This window comes from Psychrobacter sp. Pi2-1 (assembly GCF_904846645.1).
Lineage (GTDB): Bacteria > Pseudomonadota > Gammaproteobacteria > Pseudomonadales > Moraxellaceae > Psychrobacter.
On the sequence record NZ_CAJHBO010000001.1, the window covers coordinates 206,241 to 224,394 of the forward strand.

The 18,154-nt window shown below is 44.7% G+C and carries 12 protein-coding genes; 6 read left to right on the forward strand and 6 right to left on the reverse strand.

What is annotated here, in order from left to right; genetic code table 11:
• The first annotated feature begins 194 nt into the window (after positions 1 to 194).
• Positions 195 to 731: a Spy/CpxP family protein refolding chaperone gene (locus JMX91_RS00765; protein ID WP_227679193.1), complete on the forward strand. Its 537-nt coding sequence runs from the start codon at positions 195 to 197 to the stop codon at positions 729 to 731.
• A 149-nt stretch (positions 732 to 880) separates the two neighbouring features.
• Here the strand turns inward: JMX91_RS00765 and JMX91_RS00770 are convergent, their stop codons facing one another.
• Together JMX91_RS00770 and JMX91_RS00775 are read right to left on the reverse strand one after the other, a co-directional pair.
• Positions 881 to 2,473, reverse strand: coding sequence for a hypothetical protein (locus JMX91_RS00770; RefSeq protein WP_201547243.1), 1,593 nt, complete (start codon positions 2,471 to 2,473; stop codon positions 881 to 883).
• Between the two features lie 55 nt (positions 2,474 to 2,528).
• Positions 2,529 to 4,679, reverse strand: coding sequence for a hypothetical protein (locus JMX91_RS00775; RefSeq protein ID WP_201547244.1), 2,151 nt, complete (start codon positions 4,677 to 4,679; stop codon positions 2,529 to 2,531).
• Positions 4,680 to 5,018: 339 nt separating this feature from the next.
• Between JMX91_RS00775 and ggt the strand changes: the two genes are divergently transcribed.
• The 5 genes from ggt to cysE all read left to right on the forward strand — a co-directional run bounded on the left by ggt (position 5,019) and on the right by cysE (position 13,428).
• Positions 5,019 to 6,977 (forward strand): gamma-glutamyltransferase, encoded by a 1,959-nt coding sequence (gene ggt / locus JMX91_RS00780; RefSeq protein WP_101204468.1) that lies wholly within the window; start codon positions 5,019 to 5,021, stop codon positions 6,975 to 6,977.
• A gap of 294 nt (positions 6,978 to 7,271) precedes the next feature.
• A complete protein-coding gene (gene dnaE, locus JMX91_RS00785) occupies positions 7,272 to 10,991 on the forward strand; it encodes a DNA polymerase III subunit alpha (RefSeq protein ID WP_201547245.1) in 3,720 nt (1,239 codons plus the stop codon).
• Between the two features lie 71 nt (positions 10,992 to 11,062).
• The gene (locus JMX91_RS00790; RefSeq protein WP_201547246.1) at positions 11,063 to 11,443 is read left to right on the forward strand and encodes an Hpt domain-containing protein; all 381 of its coding nucleotides are present in this window, start codon (positions 11,063 to 11,065) and stop codon (positions 11,441 to 11,443) included.
• Complete coding sequence (locus JMX91_RS00795; protein WP_201547248.1) at positions 11,443 to 12,327, forward strand: RNA methyltransferase; 885 nt, start codon at positions 11,443 to 11,445, stop codon at positions 12,325 to 12,327. Before JMX91_RS00790 ends, JMX91_RS00795 begins: the two co-directional genes overlap by 1 nt.
• A gap of 189 nt (positions 12,328 to 12,516) precedes the next feature.
• On the forward strand, positions 12,517 to 13,428 hold the full coding sequence (cysE, locus tag JMX91_RS00800) for a serine O-acetyltransferase (protein WP_201547250.1): 912 nt from the start codon (positions 12,517 to 12,519) through the stop codon (positions 13,426 to 13,428).
• A gap of 176 nt (positions 13,429 to 13,604) precedes the next feature.
• Here cysE and JMX91_RS00805 read toward each other — a convergent pair whose 3' ends face one another.
• The 4 genes from JMX91_RS00805 to JMX91_RS00820 all read right to left on the reverse strand — a co-directional run bounded on the left by JMX91_RS00805 (position 13,605) and on the right by JMX91_RS00820 (position 18,099).
• Positions 13,605 to 14,108, reverse strand: a complete 504-nt coding sequence (locus JMX91_RS00805; protein WP_227679194.1) for a 2-amino-4-hydroxy-6-hydroxymethyldihydropteridine diphosphokinase — start codon at positions 14,106 to 14,108, stop codon at positions 13,605 to 13,607.
• Between the two features lie 19 nt (positions 14,109 to 14,127).
• Positions 14,128 to 14,565 (reverse strand): dihydroneopterin aldolase, encoded by a 438-nt coding sequence (gene folB, locus JMX91_RS00810; RefSeq protein ID WP_201547251.1) that lies wholly within the window; start codon positions 14,563 to 14,565, stop codon positions 14,128 to 14,130.
• A 42-nt stretch (positions 14,566 to 14,607) separates the two neighbouring features.
• Positions 14,608 to 15,570, reverse strand: coding sequence for an EamA family transporter RarD (rarD, locus tag JMX91_RS00815; protein WP_201547253.1), 963 nt, complete (start codon positions 15,568 to 15,570; stop codon positions 14,608 to 14,610).
• Positions 15,571 to 15,765: 195 nt separating this feature from the next.
• On the reverse strand, positions 15,766 to 18,099 hold the full coding sequence (locus JMX91_RS00820) for a bifunctional prephenate dehydrogenase/3-phosphoshikimate 1-carboxyvinyltransferase (RefSeq protein ID WP_201547255.1): 2,334 nt from the start codon (positions 18,097 to 18,099) through the stop codon (positions 15,766 to 15,768).
• Positions 18,100 to 18,154: the final 55 nt, after the last annotated feature.

Sequence of the window (18,154 nt, forward strand, 5' to 3'; positions counted from 1 at the left end):
TCACCAGAAACGTTACCTTTCTTAATACTTCATAAATGTTCGTAACCTTTAACTGTCATAATATACTCCTATCAACAGCAAGTATTGCATTTCTAAGATGGCTGACCATAACGAGCGATAACGTTCAACAAATGCTACTTGCGAGATAAAAATTTAGTGTTTATTAAACCAAACTCAATGTAATCAAGGATATTATGATGAAAAAATTACTATTAGGCTCAGTATTAGCAGCGTCTAGCATATTTACCGTGACCGCTTGCACCAGCGTTAACGCAACCACTGATACAACGCCAACTGCGCAAATGCAAAAGAACCACAAAGATGGCATGAAAAAAGGTGAGATGAGAGGCCCAATGTCAAAATTGGATCTAACAGCGACACAGCAAGCGCAAATCAAAGCCATCATGCAAAACAAACGTGGCGATCGCACTGTTGACCGTGCAGAACATCAAGCAGAACGCGCGCAAATGGATCAGCAAATACAAGCGCTGACCAATGCCAGCACTTTGAATACTGCTGCTTTGAACCGTCTGGCTGATCAACGTGCGGCAAAAGAAAAGCAACGCTTTATCGAACGTGTACAAACACAACACGCCATCGCTCAAGTGTTGACTGCTGAGCAACGTGCAAAACTTGCACAAATGAAAGAAGATAGAAAAGGTGACGACGAAGGCCGTCGTGGTCCAGACCATCGTGAGCAACGTGGTGATCGTGCACAGCAAGGTATGTAATAAACCACTCCGGAAAAGTGTTATTTTACCCAGCTGTATACGTATAAACTAAAAAAGCGCGCCGTTAATAGGTGCGCTTTTTTTAGTGCAAAATTATCCTGTTCAAAAACTAATAATGCTTTCTATTTACTCATTAATACTCTAATAAGTTACTCAACCGAACCAATACGCTCTCTGACCATCGGCAACATGTTAAAGACCATCTTACCTACTGCCGTGCCATTACCATCTTGGTAGTATTGCAGCAGCTCTGGAGCATACTTTCGTAAATCAATGCTATTGCTAGCGTTCGGCATCTGCACATTACTTGGTAAGTTAGGAAACGCCAAGTCCTTAGTGCTGATAGCAGAATACTGCTGCAACACATCTATCCTCATGCCCTTATTACTATTCGCTTCGCTAGTATTGTCCAACTGACGACGTAAGTGCTCCCATTTGAGTTGACCACTTTTATCAAACCCGTACAGTTCCTGTACTTCTGTATTGGCAACGGCCTCACCTGTCGTGGCTTCCTCATTCATTTGATCTTCTATCATAGCCAGTATTTTTTGTACAATAGACTTACTGGTAAATGCCTTTGGATTTTGAATCGACTCAAACGCTGTCATCGGTTCGGGTTCTTGTACCAACTCTGGGTATTTTTCACTGATCCGATCGTAGAAAATCTGCATATATTTCTGTTGCGACGCTTGATAATCCCCAAAGCTTTGTACTCGGCGAATGATTTGATCGCTTGGTAGCATAGCCGATAACTGGTGCGCAGGCAGTTTTGGCGATATTGAAGCAAGTGAGTTAGGGGCAACATAATTAAACTGGCTGACAGGAGCCGCATCATAAGTCGCATCTAACGCTGCAAAGTGGCTTTTGATGACTTCACCACCAAATCCTTTAGGCAATGTACCATCATCAATAGCTATTTTTAACCACTTGTTTTGCCATTTTGTACCGAGTTTATCGTCCAACAATTCTGAGTTTAGAATCGCAAAATTATCTGCCCATAGGTAAATATCACCGTTTTTAAAATCCATATAAATAGGCTGGTTGATACTGCTGTGATGATTGCGTGCTTGATATTGCGCGCTGGCGAGCATCGTAGCCTTGCCTGCCATCGGTTGGTATATCCCTTGAGAGTCGATAGAAAGCGGCTTTAGCAAATACTCATCTAATAACTGTGCTTTCTTCCTATCTAACGGTTTTTGTTTATCCTCATAATTATCAAATAGCGCTTGATAATCTGGTGCTACTTTTACATCGCTATCGTATTGATGGTTATCCCATGCATGATAGGCATCTACACACTCAAAATACGACTGCCTTATGCTGTCACGCTTAGTATCGTAATCCACCGCTAAGATATCTTTGTTTTGCTGTTCGGCTTGCAGGATTAGAGTGGCGTACGCTTGGTCATGTGCCTCTTCGCAGTGTTCATCTACATAGTCTGATACCGCCATTTTCTCCGTACCAGTACCAGTATCGGCATCTGTAAATTGTTGGTTATTGCCAATCTCAAGATTACTATGATAGCTAAAGGACTGACGACGCTGTTTTTGTAGTGCTGTTTCTAGTGTTTTTTTGGCAACGCTAGGTGCTTGTTTTACAGCCGCTGTGTTGGACTGGCCCAAACTGGTAGACTGGCAACCTGTTAACAACAGCGCCCCTGTCAAAAATGCGCTGGTTATTAGCAGATTGTTTTTAGTCTTACATGGCAGACGTTGTGCAATGGTGTGATGTACTGTTTTCATTTTTTATCCTTAATAGATATGAGCGTAAATGCAATAAGATGATGTCATTTGACTTCTATTTTTCATTCATATCATCTTGAGCATCGTCAACTCGGCTCTCATCGACAGCGTCTGCGCCATTGTCTTTATCGTTACCATACTCATCAGTGCTATATTCATTACTGCTATATTCATTACTGCTATATTCATTACTGCTATATTCATCGCTGTTATAAGCACCTTCGATACCACTATCTTGATAGTCATAGCGTGCATAGCGGGCCGTTTGTAATCTGTCTTTTTTCTCGCGCTGCGTAGCTATCCATGCATTGCCATCGATAGGAGGCATCGCGTCTGGACCAAAAGACTCAGTAAGCAGTGGTGTCAAGGCATGACGGTTAAAGCTGGCTTTATCGTAACGCACTTGATTTAGCATGGTTGTGGTCGACCCCATCAAATCACCACCGATATTGACACGTTGCTGCTTGGCCAGCAGTCGATCTGAGCTGTCTAAGTAATAGTAGTTGATTTGATTAAAAGAGATAGGACCGATAGCTTCGATCAGCTGCAATAGCGAACCGACATCCGCGCTTTGATAGCCTTTATTGTATAATTGCGCTTTAGCAAGTGCTGTCTTTAGTGCGGCACCATCAGGATATTTATCTGGATTGGCATCTACATATTCTTGCAGTGATTTCGTCACATATTTGAGCATCTTGCCAATTATTTCACCGCTTTGCTGGCTACCAAAATAGACTTTTACTGCGCGAGTCGCACCAACTTCTTTGGCAAACGTGTCACCACTGATATCGACTGCGCTAAAATGCTCAGGCGCCAGCTCAGCCATGCTGTTCCGTATCGCATTGAGCACCGCATCGTAGAGCACCGCTGGTGGCAACTGTGCCGTGATGCTTTCAGGCAAACCAAAGCTCACCGTGTGCGAGGTCATCTGTGCTGGTAATGGCGTATTCTCAGGGTTAACAAGTGCAACGATCGGCATAATGGCCGATGGATCTACTACGACACTGCTATTATTAAAATCAAATGCTAACGGTATCTGTATCGATGAGCTAATCGTTGGTGTGGCGTAGTCGTAACTATAGACACTTTGTAGTTGGCGCTGCTTGGGACGATATTGACTGACACTATTGAATGTTAAATGCTCATACTGATAGGCATTGGATGCAGCTATTTGCTCAGGAGTGCGGTGGAACATATCAAGTATATTGCCAATCATGCCTGTAGATGACATTGGTAGGCTGCCACGATTTACCGTCTCTGTCTTAGCTTGCTGTTTTGCCATTTGCATGGCTTCATACTTTGCAGCCATTGACTTGGGACTTAAACCCGACATCCCTGAGAGCATACCTTCAGCACTGCTGCTGTATTCAGCATAACTATCATAGTCGTCACTACTGTAATCATCGCTGCTATAGTCATTACTATCATAATCTGCTGTATCGTAAGCATACTCGTTATCGCTGCTAGTATCATTGCTCGTCGGCTCATTCTCCCCCGCTTCAGCCAATATAGCAGCAATGGCTCTTCTCTCTGCTTCAGCTTCTGCTCTAGACTTATCATAGTCACTAGGATAGTCGGACTCTATCGAACCTTTCGCATCATCATAATCATTATAGTCATCATTGTATGGCTCATCATCACTTTCGCTATATGCACCTTCAGGCTGATACGCATAGGTTTCTATAATCGTTCTGAGCAAGCTACTAGATCCTGCGTCGATACTATCTGGGTCAATGAATGGTGCTGATCGATAATTGGCTGTGGCGACTGCGACATGCTCGGTCGCCAAGTGCTGACGAATGGCTGCTAGCAAGTGTGATTTGGCTTGGTTTTCGGTATTTGGATACTTCTCTTGATTAAACAGCTGCTCATAACGCGCGGCCTGAGCATTTTGACTGGCAGTAAAGGCTTGACCCTGACTTTGGCTCTGCGCGGTATCTGCAACACTAAAGTCCATCATGGTACTAGAAGCGCTGCTATTCGACGACAGATTGGAAGATGAGCTGGCTGCAGTTGATTGGCAACCTGCGAGTACAAGTGAAGCACTACCAACTATCAAGGCGATAGAAGTCAATTTACTGGTTGGATATAGATGACTGTTATTGTTTTTGCCATTATAGTTTTTATGATCAGTGGTAGATAAATAAGCAGGCGCAGTCTCAGAGTAGCGCTGTCGATTGCGGTTATTAATATGGTGTGATGACATAGTAATCTCTTTGTATGAATAGACAGTCGATAATGAGTGTACATTGGTACCGTTATTTATATCACAAGACGTTACAGTTTAGTAATATTAGCGAATATTTTTAAAGAATTTCTTCATTCATAAATAATTTTCTCTGTATAACAGCTGTTTTATCATTAGCTCCATTTATTTGAAAATTAGCCCCGTTTATTTGAAATAGAGCTGATATAGCTAAACGCTACAAAAGCGTACGCCACAAAAGATAATAAACAACTTTCTACTATTTCATATTTTCGTTACTATTTAGGCTTATCTATTTCCTAACTCTATTCTCTCCACTCGCGTAAAAAGGACTTTGCGATGTCACAGTTATTATCTCGCCACCATCGAACCGCTCAGCAACGTAAACCAAAAATTAATACCTTACTCAAATCTAGCGTCGTGCTCATTACAAGTACGCTACTGCTATCTATATCCACACAGGCTGTAGAGCCAACGAACTCAACAAGTAACGCCACGGTCAACAATACATCAATCAATACCAGTGCTATAAACTTGGCCATCATGGCTGATAGTCCAACGGTACTCTCTGAAACCAAGCGCATCACGCGAGCAAAGACCAATACACTTAGCACCGAATCGAACAATGCTAACAATGCTAATAGTGACCAAGCCATCTATTCTGAAGACGCCATTCATCATCCAGTTTGGGCAAAGAACGGCATGGTCGCTACCCAAGAAGCGCTTGCCTCTGACATTGGTTTACAGATTCTAAAGGACGGCGGTAATGCGGTAGATGCTGGCGTTGCAGTGGGTTTTGCCCTAGCAGTAACCTTGCCGCGCGCAGGTAATATCGGTGGTGGTGGTTTTATGATGATTTATGATGCCAAACAAGGCAAAACGGTGGCGCTTGATTACCGTGAAAAAGCACCAAGTAGCGCCTCACGCGATATGTACCTTGATAAAGAAGGCAATGCTGTCAGCGACTTATCTCGCTATCATGGCTTGGCCGTTGGCGTGCCAGGGACAGTAGCAGGACTACTAAAAGCGCTAGAAGAGCATGGTACGATGAGCCGCGAGCAAGTTATGGCACCAGCGATAGCACTGGCTGAAAACGGTATAGAAGTCACCGCTGGCTTGTCCGAGTCACTCACGGCGTTGAGTGATCGCTTACAGAAATGGCCAAGTACTAAAAAAGTGTTTTTTAAGCCTGATGGCAGCGCTTATCAGCCAGGTGAACGTTTAAAGCAGCCTGAGCTTGCGCGTTCGTTAAAGCGGATTGCGGTACAGGGTACCGATGGGTTTTATAAGGGTGAGACCGCTCAAAAACTGGTCAAAGCAGTCAACGAAGCAGGCGGTAGCATGAGCCTGCAAGATTTGGCCAATTATCAAGCCATTGCTCGCGAACCTGTCAAAGGCGACTACCGTGGCTATGAGATTGTTTCTATGCCGCCGCCCTCCTCTGGTGGTATTCACATCGTGCAGATTTTGAATATATTAGAAGGCTATCCGCTCAAAGACTACGGACAAAACAGCGCACAGACTATTCACTTAATGGCAGAAGCAATGCAGTTAGCGTATGCAGATCGAGCTGAGTATCTGGGAGATGCCGACTTTATCGATGTACCTGCCAGCGGCTTAACCTCACAAGCCTATGCAGACAAACTGCGTACGTTGATTGATCCCAATAAAGCCACGCCAGCAGCGACTATCAAAGCGAACAATCCTCTGCCCTATGAGAGTGATCAGACCACACACTTCTCTATCGTTGATAAAGACGGTAATGCGATAGCCAATACTTATACGTTGAATTTCTCTTATGGTACTGGTCTCGTTGCGGACGGTACAGGCATTTTGCTCAATAATGAAATGGATGATTTTTCTGCCAAACCTGGCGTACCAAATGGCTACGGTTTACTTGGTGGCGACGCTAATGCTGTGGAAGCCAATAAGCGTCCACTGTCTTCTATGAGTCCGACACTCGTATTCAAAGACAGCAAACCTTACATCGTTACTGGTAGCCCAGGTGGTAGCCGTATCATCACGACTGTCACTCAGATTATATCCAACGTCATCGACCATGATATGAATATCGCTGAAGCAACGCATGCGCCGCGTATCCACGATCAATGGTTACCTGATGAGATTCGAGTGGAAAAAGCACTGAATATTGATACCGTGAAAAAGCTCGAATCAATGGGTCATACCGTCAGTCCAAAATCCGCGATGGGATCTACGCAATCGATCATGCTCACACCAAACGGTGTTTATGGATCTTCAGACCCACGTATTGTCGATGCGGCAGTGGTTGGCTACTAAAAAACTGTCTTTAATTATCAGTCACATAGCCCTCTATACCTTGTTGTATTGAGGGCTTTTTGATGTTGCCTATAACCGAGTTTTTATGACGTAATGACTTAACTTACGCAGATTAAACCCTTTGAACCTGTGGCTGTCTGCGGCAAATAATGCTATTATTGACGACCCCATTTAAAACGTATCAATATGGCTATCGAGGTCTTGTCGGCCTCTAGATATCAGCGTAATTGATTGATAGTAATCAATTATTTTATCGCTAGCTTATTTCTTTGATCGTACCAGTAAGAGTCTTCTATGGCATTTGTACACCTTGGCATTCACAGCGAATATTCCATCACCGATTCTATCGTGCGTATTAAACCGCTGGTAAAAGCTGCTGCGGCTGACAATCAGCGAGCGTTGGCATTGACCGATTTGTCCAATTTATATGCCACGGTGAAATTTTATCGTGCCTGCTTAGGTGCGGGTATCAAGCCTATTATTGGCAGTGAAGTCATCATGGATAATGAAGACACACGCCTTACCTTACTTGCGATGAATAACGAAGGGTATCAAAACATTACCCGTATCGTATCGCTCGGGTTTACCGAAGGTCGCGCTGATCCTATCAATCATGGTACCCCGGTTATTAAGCGCAGTCATATCTTAGAGCATGCAGCAGGTGTGATTGTACTGCTCACAGAAAAGTCAGACGTGGGTCAAGCATTGGTCGGCTCGATGCCAGAAAAGGCCGATGAACTACTTACTGAGTGGCAGGCACAGTTTGACGATCGTTTATACTTTGCGATCAAGCGTACCAATCGCTCAGGCGAAGATGCTTTTATTAGAGCAGCCATCCATTCAGGTGCCAAACACAACATTCCTATCATTGCGCATAATGACGTGCGTTTCTTAGAGCAAGATGATTTTGATGCTCATGAAGCCCGCGTGTGTATTGCAGGCTCTTATGTCCTTGCTGATCCAAATCGCCCACAGACTTACTCAGATGAGCAGTATCTAAAAACACAAGCTCAGATGGAGCAATTATTTGCTGATATTCCGCAGGTCATTGACAATACCTTGCGCCTCGCTACACGCTGCAATGTCACCCTAACGCTTGGTATTAACGTCCTACCTGATTTTCCTGTGCCTGCAGGCGAAACGATTGAGTCGTTTTTCCGTGCCGAGTCACAACGCGGTCTTGAGCAGCGCTTAGACAAGCTGTTTCCTATCGAATCACGTACGGATAATTGGAGCGATTTCCGTCAGAGATACGATGAACGCCTTGCATATGAGTTGGATATTATTCTATCCATGGGCTTCCCGGGTTATTTCCTAATCGTCATGGACTTTATCCGCTGGGCAAAAGCCAATGGTGTGCCAGTAGGCCCTGGACGTGGTTCTGGTGCAGGTTCGTTGGTTGCCTATGCACTAAACATTACCGACCTTGACCCGATTCATTACGATCTACTATTCGAGCGCTTCTTGAACCCTGAGCGGGTATCGATGCCCGATTTCGATATCGACTTTTGTATCGAAGGTCGTGACCGCGTTATTGATTATGTCGCGCAAACCTATGGTCGTGATGCCGTCTCACAGATTATTACCTTTGGTACTATGGCCGCAAAAGCGGTTGTGCGTGATGTGGCACGCGTACAAAGCAAATCGTATTTTTTGGCCAATAAAATATCCAAGCTGATTCCAAAAACGCCTGGCATCACACTGAGCCAAGCGCTTGAGCAAGAACCACAACTCAAAGACTTGATCTCTAATCCTGATAATATGGATTATGAAGATGCCATTGAGATTTGGGAGATGGCGATTAAGCTGGAAGGCGTCTGCCGAAATGTCGGTAAACATGCTGGTGGTGTATTGATTGCTCCGCACAAGATCACTGACTTTAGCGCCATTTACTGTGATGATGAAGGTCACCGTGTCAGCCAGTTTGATAAAGACGATGTAGAAGCTGTCGGTTTGGTGAAGTTTGACTTTTTGGGTCTACGCAACTTAACCGTTATCAACGCAGCGGTTGAAAATATCAATTTACGCCGTGCAAAAGAAAACGTACCTGCCTTAGTTTTGGAAGATTTGCCGTTAGATGACAGCAAAGCCTATAAGCTGCTGCAAGATGCCAAAACCACGGCGGTCTTTCAGCTAGAAAGTATGGGTATGAAAAAGTATCTGGCTAAACTACAACCGACCAATATCGAGGATGTCATCGCCATGTGTGCGCTGTATCGTCCCGGCCCACTTGATGCAGGCATGGTAGAGATGTATATCGACCGTAAGCATGGTCGCGAAGAAGTCATTTATGACCATCCCAATCTTGAGCCGATTTTAGAAAACACCAATGGCGTTATTGTCTATCAAGAACAGGTGATGCAAATTTCACAGGTGATGGCAGGCTATAGTCTGGGCGGTGCTGACATGCTACGCCGTGCGATGGGTAAAAAGAAACCTGAAGAGATGGCAAAGCAGCGCGATATTTTTGTCACGGGTGCCACCTCACAAGGCATTGATGAAGTCACGTCAGGTGGCGTATTTGACTTGATGGAAAAGTTCGCAGGTTACGGTTTTAACCGCTCGCATTCTGCGGCTTACGGGGTATTGGCTTATCAAACGGCTTATCTAAAACAATACTACCCTGCCGAATTTATGGCAGCGGTCTTAACTTCAGATATGAACAACACCGACAACGTCGTGTTCTTTATCAATGACTGCCGTGAAAACTTTGGGTTGACCGTAGTCAATCCTTCGGTCAATCGTAGTGAGTGGCATTTCGTTGCCGATACTCCGACCAATATCATCTATGGTCTTGGCGCAATTAAAGGCGTGGGTGAAGGCGCGGTAGAGTCTATCGTAGATGCACGTCGCACGGATGGTCCTTTTAAAGACTTATATGACTTCTGCCGCCGTGTCGACATCAAAAAAGTCAATAAGCGCACCCTTGAAGCGTTGGTCAGCGCTGGCTGTTTTGATGACTTTGCCGCCACGCTACGACCTGACTTGCCAGCCGATGAAGCTTACGAGATTCGCGGCGCCTTGATGAGTCAATTGCCAAGCGCGGTACAAGCCGCTGAGCAAGACCGTCAAAACCGCGAAATCGGTATGATGGATTTGTTTGGTGAGATGGACGGTGTGGTCGCAGCGCCGCCGTTAGTCATGACGCCAGAGCTCATCTGGGGTGACAAACACCGTCTAAAAGCGGAAAAGAACACCTTGGGACTGTACTTAACGGGACATCCAATCAATGAGTATTTGGATGAGTTGAAACGCTACACCTCTGGTGCACGTCTCGATAAGTTAACAGATACTGGCTATAACGGCAGCTGCTATTTCTCGGGGCTTATTATAGATATTGCCAACTTTGGTAATCGCAATGTGATTACTTTAGATGATGGCACGTCGAGATTGGAAGTCAGCTGCTATGCTGAGCGTTTCAACCGCGTCAAAGAGCAATTGAAAATCGATGAAGTTGTCATTATCAAAGGCAGTATTCGTGAGCGTGATGGACGCTTGTTTGCGCGTCTTGATAGTGCCATGAGTATGGTCGATGCGCGCCTGCGTTGGCTCAAAAAAATCAGTATCAAAGTCCACGGTAGTGATATTAATTTGCTCACACGCTTGCAACCATTACTCAAATCAGCTCAAGCTGATATCATTCCTGAGCCGCGTCTGGCTTATAACCAAGAGCAAGATGAGCAAGGCAATAATGGTAGTAACACTTACGACCCTGCCATGGGCGGCAGTTTATATGATGAAAATGGTAACGATTTATTGGCGCTAGAGAACGATATGAACCATGACGCATTTAATCAAAATAGCATGCCCCAAAGTTATGCAAACAATGCGCTCAGTAATACAGATACTTCTATCAATGATAACTGCTTGCCACTTGGTTTGAGCGTGTATGACGTTTATGGTATCGCAAATGTGGGACTATCCGAACATTGGCGGGTTTACCCGAACGATGATAATTTGCAACAACTGAAAACTTTAGTTAGTGAAGATAACTTACACTTTCATTACAGCTAAAATGCACAATCCCATCAAAAATCTACTATAGTAACTTGACTGCTTTAACTTTTAACAATTGGATAAAAGCCATGACTGACATGACGAATAATAATATGACTGGTCAGACTGATGAAGAGATTATCAATCACGAACAGTTCGAAGACATGCATGACTTGCTAGAAGAAGACTTTGTCGAGCTGATACAAGTGTACCTCAATGACAGTCAAAAACGCGTTGCAACACTGCGAATCGCTCAGCAAGAAGATGATAACGCCAATGGCTTTGAAACCGCTCATGCCCTAAAAGGCGCAAGTGCCAATTTGGGTACGACTCAGCTGGTTCGTCTTAGCAGCCAGCTACAAGAATGCTGCCGTGAGCGCCGCATTAGTGAACAAGCTGATCTTATTGAAGAGATTGCCGCCGCATTACAACGCGCCGAACAAGAAATCAATCAAAGATTGGGGCAATAATGAGTAACGACGCTTTATCATCTACTGAGCAAGCCCGTACAGTGAATGAATACCTCGACTGCTTACAAGTCATCATGGTCAATACGACTTTGCCTGCCAATATCGGCTCAGCCGCACGCGCCATGCATACTATGGGCTTGTCCCGTTTGACCGTTGTCGACCCCAAATTGCCAATTGACGAGACCAGTGTCTCTCATGCGGCAGGCGGTAGTGAACTGCTGTCATCTGCTGTGATCGCACCAACTCTAGAGTCTGCCATTTCCGGTTGCCAGCTGGTATTTGCAGCCAGCAGTCGCAGTCGTCATCTGCCGCGCCCTGTTGTGACACCCACGCAAGCCGCTAAGATTATGTTTGATTTTATCGATACACAGTCGGCTTTAAGTGCAAATGATAATAACGTTGACACCTCATCAGACGCTGTTTCTAACAAACCAAATATCGCTATATTATTTGGACGTGAAGATCGTGGGTTGACCAATGAAGAGTTGGCTTATGCTGATTATCATATTCAAATTGACGCCAACCCTGCTTACCCTGTACTAAATGTCGCCTCAGCAGTGCAGGTCATTGCAAGCTTTATCTTTGCTTATGCTCAAACGCATGCTCAGACAGCTGATAATTTAGATTCGGATACAAGCGCAGAAGCCCAATCGACGATTAATGTGAATTTGCGTCAACAGTGGGATGAGCCTGCTATCAATCAGCAGCAGTTGCAACAGCTTACTCAGCGCACTACTGACCTTATGGTACAGCGCGGTCTGGCAAATAGCGAACATCTAAAGTCATTACCGTCACGCCTCTCCAGACTGGGATCACGCCTACAGCTTGATCAAAAAGAGTATCAGCTATTAAGCGCTTTGATTGCAAAATTATCCAAAGACTAAAACAAGTCATAGTTTATCAGCTTGCCTTTGTTTGACAGCTTTTTACTATATTTTGCGGTACAAAGCTGTTATAACTTAGAAAAAATGAGCAAACATATACTCTCATTATTATTTAACCATCATGACCATAAAATAAAGACATTGCTACTTTAGCAACGCTACTTTACCGACGAATAGATAGGACGCTTTATGTCATTGCCATCCAAATTGTTCAGATCGCTTGTCAGCATCAAAAAAGATCTAAAAGAAGATATCGATGCGGTATTTAACCGCGATCCTGCAGCGCGCAATAGTCTGGAAGTCATCCTAACCTACCCAGGTATCCATGCGCTCATTCTACATCGAGGTGCGCACTGTCTGTGGAATCATGAACAGAAATTGGCGGCTCGCGTCATCTCATACGGCTCGCGTATTATTACAGGTATTGAGATTCACCCTGCTGCCAAGATTGGTAAGCGTTTCTTCATCGATCATGGTGTTGGGGTCGTCATCGGTGAGACTGCTGAGATTGGCAACGACGTGACGTTGTATCACGGTGTTACTCTAGGCGGTGTGTCTTGGAATAATGGCAAACGCCACCCAACGCTAGAAGATGGTGTAACCGTTGGTGCTGGTGCAAAAGTCTTGGGGCCATTTACAGTCGGCAAAAATGCTAAAATCGGCTCGAATGCAGTGGTAGTCAAACCAGTACCAGCAGGCGCTACGATGGTCGGTAGTGCCGCTCGTATGATCTCAGATCATCACGATGAAAAAGGCAATCCCATCGCGACAAAAGTACAAGATGCCAAGCAACAAGAAAAAGTTGCGCAAGCTGGCGAGAGCATCAAGGATCAAACAACTGACACCACTTCTACTGCGAAACGCACCAATACCTTTCGTGCCTATGGTATCGATCCCTATTCGCAAGACCCTGTCGCAGAAGCGTTTGCTAAAATGCTCGAACATATCCAACAGTCAGAGAATCGCCTAGATCAGTTGCAGTCAGCGATGTGTGATATCGATCCCAATTTTTGCAAAAAAGAATACGATAAGTTGTGCCTAGAAGATTTAGATGTGATTGGTCGTGCTGATATCGATGACGTAGATAACGAGCAGAAATAACTACTAGAACTTTCAGTAAAAGAAATAAAACTAAGGGGCGTACACTATACTGTACGCCCCTTAGTTTTATGTACTGCAAAAATATTAGATGTAGTCAGTGTCAATGTCAGTTAAAATAAATTAATTTACCATCTATCTACTTATTATCAATTTTTCTCAAAACGCTATTCAAATATCTAATCAGTAGATACGGTCAACTCCCTGACTCCCGCTTCCTCGTGCTCTTTAAATGGATAACGATCGGCCATTACAATCCAATTAGACATTGATTTAGATTTCGATTCTTTGCTTAGGCTATTTTCTATATTAGCCAATTTAACCATCAAAATATCAATATCCATCGTCACTCGCCGTACTTGATTCGGCTTAGTCTGTCGACATCTATTACAATCACCTTCAAGCGTTCTAAAGATTTGCTGTAGTTGTTGTAGGCTCACAGGTGTGGTCAGTGCTAGATGGACACATTGATTGGTATAGTCAGGCTTTGGCTGTTCCAAGGTTGTAGTAAAATCAGGATTTTGAAAAGCCGTAGACAATCGCACCTCACCTAGCGCTGCTAATCGCTGCCTAGCAAGCGGGAGATACTTGTCGGCTTGATAGTTACTACCTAGCGCTAACACTAGCTCTACCACGGGCTGCGCTTGCACAGTCTCAGGTGCGCATTGTGTGAACGTTGTCAAATTCAAATCCACGGGCTTTTTATGCATCATCGACTTGGCTGTCATTAACTTCTTTGGCAGCTTTTCTAGTAGCTGGCTCGTTGGTTGATGCTGGCGCATAGCGCGTTATTTGCACCCCTACCGCATCAGCTTTAGCAATAGCAGTAGGCTTAGCAATGCTCAACGTTATTTTTTGACAGTCATATTTTGCAAATATCTTATCAGAGATCTGACCAGCCAAATGCTCAAGCAGCTTTGCTTGAATCTCTTTGCACCACTCACTCACATCATCGCAGACTTCTTTATAACTCAGGGCATCGCTGATATCATCTGACACAGCAGCATGGCTAATGTCAGTCTCAAGCGCGATATCAATAAGTAATGGCTGAGTAATGGCTCGCTCCCAATCAAACACACCGATTACTGCATCGACTTTTAGACCTTTTATAAATACCACGTCAGACTGAGTATGAAACATGCTTTCATCCTTGTTTGCTAATTTTTTTCGTGTTTTTAATGTTTACTTAACCGATTGTAGCGCTTCTTCACGTAGGCGCGCCGCTTTTAACACTTTACTTGGACGATGGCGCCACAGGTCAATGCTGAATAATAGCAGACCTAACCAAATCAAACCAAATACTGCCAAACGTTGTAAATCGAACGGTTCTTTATAATAGAGCACCGCCAAAAAGAAAATAAAGGTCGGCGTCAGATAGTTCATAAAGCTCAGAATACTGTATGCCACGAGCTTGGTAGATTTATTGAATAATAAAAGCGGTATTAGCGTAATCGGACCTGCGATCATAAGCAGCCAAATATTTGAGCTAAACCAAAAGCTCAGTTGATGACTTGCCACATCAGATTGCCAAAACCACCACAGACATAACGGTACTAGCATTGCAGTCTCGACAAACATGGCATCGACAGCAGTCAATGGCGTTTGTCGTTGAATCGTCCCGTAAGTACTAAAACTGAACGCCAAAATCAACGATATCCACGGCAGACTGCCAAGCATCACCACTTGAATGACGACAGACAACAGTGCAAATCCAATAGCGACCCACTGTAAAGGACGCAAACGCTCTTTGAACAAGATCATGGATAGTGCAACGCCGACCAATGGCCCGATAAAGTAACCCAGACTGGCCTCAAGGATACGGTCGTGATTGACCGCCCATACATAGGTCAGCCAGTTGGTTGCGATAATTAACCCAGAGACGAGTGATAGCGCAATCCATCTTGGGTTTTGCTTGAGTGTTTCTATCCACCCCCAACGTTTGGTAGCCACCAACACAATCAGTAGGCAACAAAACGTCCAAACGATACGGTGACCAATGATCTCTGTCGCATCATAATCAGATAGCTGTTTGAAGTATAGCGGAAATCCACCCCAGATAAAAAACGCGATAAGCGCAGTAATAATGCCGCGTCTGGTTGTGGTTATCGGGGCAACGGGTTTTTTGATGACATTTTGGGTAGTCATAATATAGGACAACTTTTTAGAGCAAAGCGCGCTCCCACCTAATTCTAATTATTATTGTCAATCGAATCGTGAAAGCGCAGGGTTACTACAGTGAGATTATAAGGTAAAAAGCAATGTACTCATACCATTAGTGACATGAGTACATTGCTAACGATGTTAGATTAAATCTTTAAGAGTTAATGGTAGCTTAGCGACTTATTCAGCACCAGTATCCACTTGGATAGACATACCGATTTGGTTGGCAAGTTCAGCAAATCCTGGGAAACTGGTATTAACCGTTTCAACCCCTTCAATGGTAATTTGCTGGGATGCACGCAGACTGGCTACAGAGAAGCTCATCGCAATACGGTGATCATGATGCGAGACAATATGACCACCACCAAAGACAGGCTGGCTATTGTTGACTTCACCGCTTTCAGTAGCGGCGCCTTTGCCTTCGATAATGAGACCATCATCAGTTACAGTACAATCAATACCAAGTGTATGTAGCCCTTCTGCCATCACAGCAATACGGTCTGATTCTTTGACACGCAGCTCTTTAGCACCAGTCAATACCGTCCGACCTTGGGCACAGCTAGCCGCGATAAATAATACAGGGAATTCATCAATGGCCAGTGGTACAAGATGCTCTGGTATCTCAATACCGACCAAATTTGAGCTGCGAATCGTAATATCAGCAACTGGCTCGCCGCCCACATGTGTCTCATTGCTTAGGCTAATATCTGCATTCATTAATTTTAGAATATCAATGACGCCAGTACGCGTAGGGTTGATACCTACTTGGGTCAAGGTCAGCTCACTGTTTTGACTGATGGCGGCTGCTACCATAAAAAACGCTGCAGATGAAATATCGGCAGGAACCGCGATATCGCCGCCTGTTAGTGTGCCGCCGCCAGTGACACTGATACGATTGCCTTCTACGGTTACCGGATAACCAAAGGCTGATAGCATACGCTCAGTATGGTCACGGCTGATCTCAGGCTGTGTGACCGTTGTCGTACCCTCGGCCCATAGACCTGCTAGTAGCAAGCAAGATTTTACCTGAGCTGAAGCAACCGGCATATCATATTCAGTGCCCTGTAGTGGCTTACCAGCTGTATCACGACCAGTGATACTAAGCGGCGCAGTACCACTATGACCAGTGCTCTGAATCACAGCTCCCATCGTGCGTAGCGGTGCCGCCACGCGCTCCATTGGGCGTTTATTCAAGCTAGTATCACCTGTCAGCACGCTATCAAATGATTGCGCTGCCAAGATACCTGACAGCAGACGCATACTGGTGCCAGAGTTACCCATGTACAGTGGAGTTTTGCTAGGTTTTAAACCATTCATACCGACGCCATGAATGGTCAAGTTGCCATTGTCAGGGCCTTCGATAGTCACACCCATATCACGGAATGCTTGTAGCGTTGCTAGCGCATCTTCCCCTTCCAAAAACCCAGTCACATTTGTCACGCCTGTGGCAAGACTGCCGAGCATAATGCTGCGATGCGAGATAGATTTGTCACCAGGAATCGCGATGGTGCCAGAAACAGTATTGCTAGGGGTAATATTATAAGAAGCTGACATAGCAGAAGTATCCGTATAAGGGGTGCTGGCTAACATATGGCCGAAATGTCGCCGTGCGGCTTGCGCGCGGCCCAAAAGTCCCATCAGGGCAGTTGAATCTTTATCAATGATAAGCTGGCGCATGGTCTGTAAATAGACACCATACTCATCAAGAGCGCTGACAATCGCGCTTTGGTTGGCAAAAAATATATCATGCCACATTTTAGGGTCACTGGCAGCGATACGCGTAAAATCGCGGAACCCACCAGCGGCATAACGAAACATATCTAAATTATCATCATGGCTTGCCAGTTGCTCAACCAAATTAAAGGCAAGCAAATGTGGCAAATGGCTGGTGTGCGCTAATATGCGGTCATGATGCTCAGCATCCATTGACATGACATTTGCGCCTACTGATTCCCATAATAGTCGCAACTTTACAATAGCAGTTGCACTGGTTGTCGGTAGCTCGCAAATAATGACGCTATGATTGACAAATAAACTGGCGCGGCGCGCATGATACCCTGAATTTTCAGCCCCAGCAATTGGATGCGCTGGCACTAATCCTATCGGCAGCGAACCAAACACTACTTTAGCGGCATCAATGATATTGACCTTAGTACTACAGACATCCGTCATGATGCAGTCACTGGCAAGCTGTCCGTTATCCATCGCTTGTTTGATATCAACGAACACTGCTTGAACTGCCTGTACTGGCACTGCAATAATAATTAAATCACTGCCAGCGATGACGTCCTGTAAGTTTGCACTACCTGCATCTAGCAGACCATGCTCGATGGCTTCTGAGATACTTGGCGCATGTCTATCGACTGCTACCATACGCGCGCTTAAGCCATTGTCTTTGATGGCTTGCGCAAAACTGGCACCAATCAGCCCAAGTCCAATCACACAAACTTGTTTAAATATAGGTAGCGTAGTATTTAGAGACGATTGAAGTTTATTATTTTTCTGACTACTCACGGCTTTTCTCGTTGGACACACTAAGACATAGATAGAGCCAGTCTTAGTGTTATAA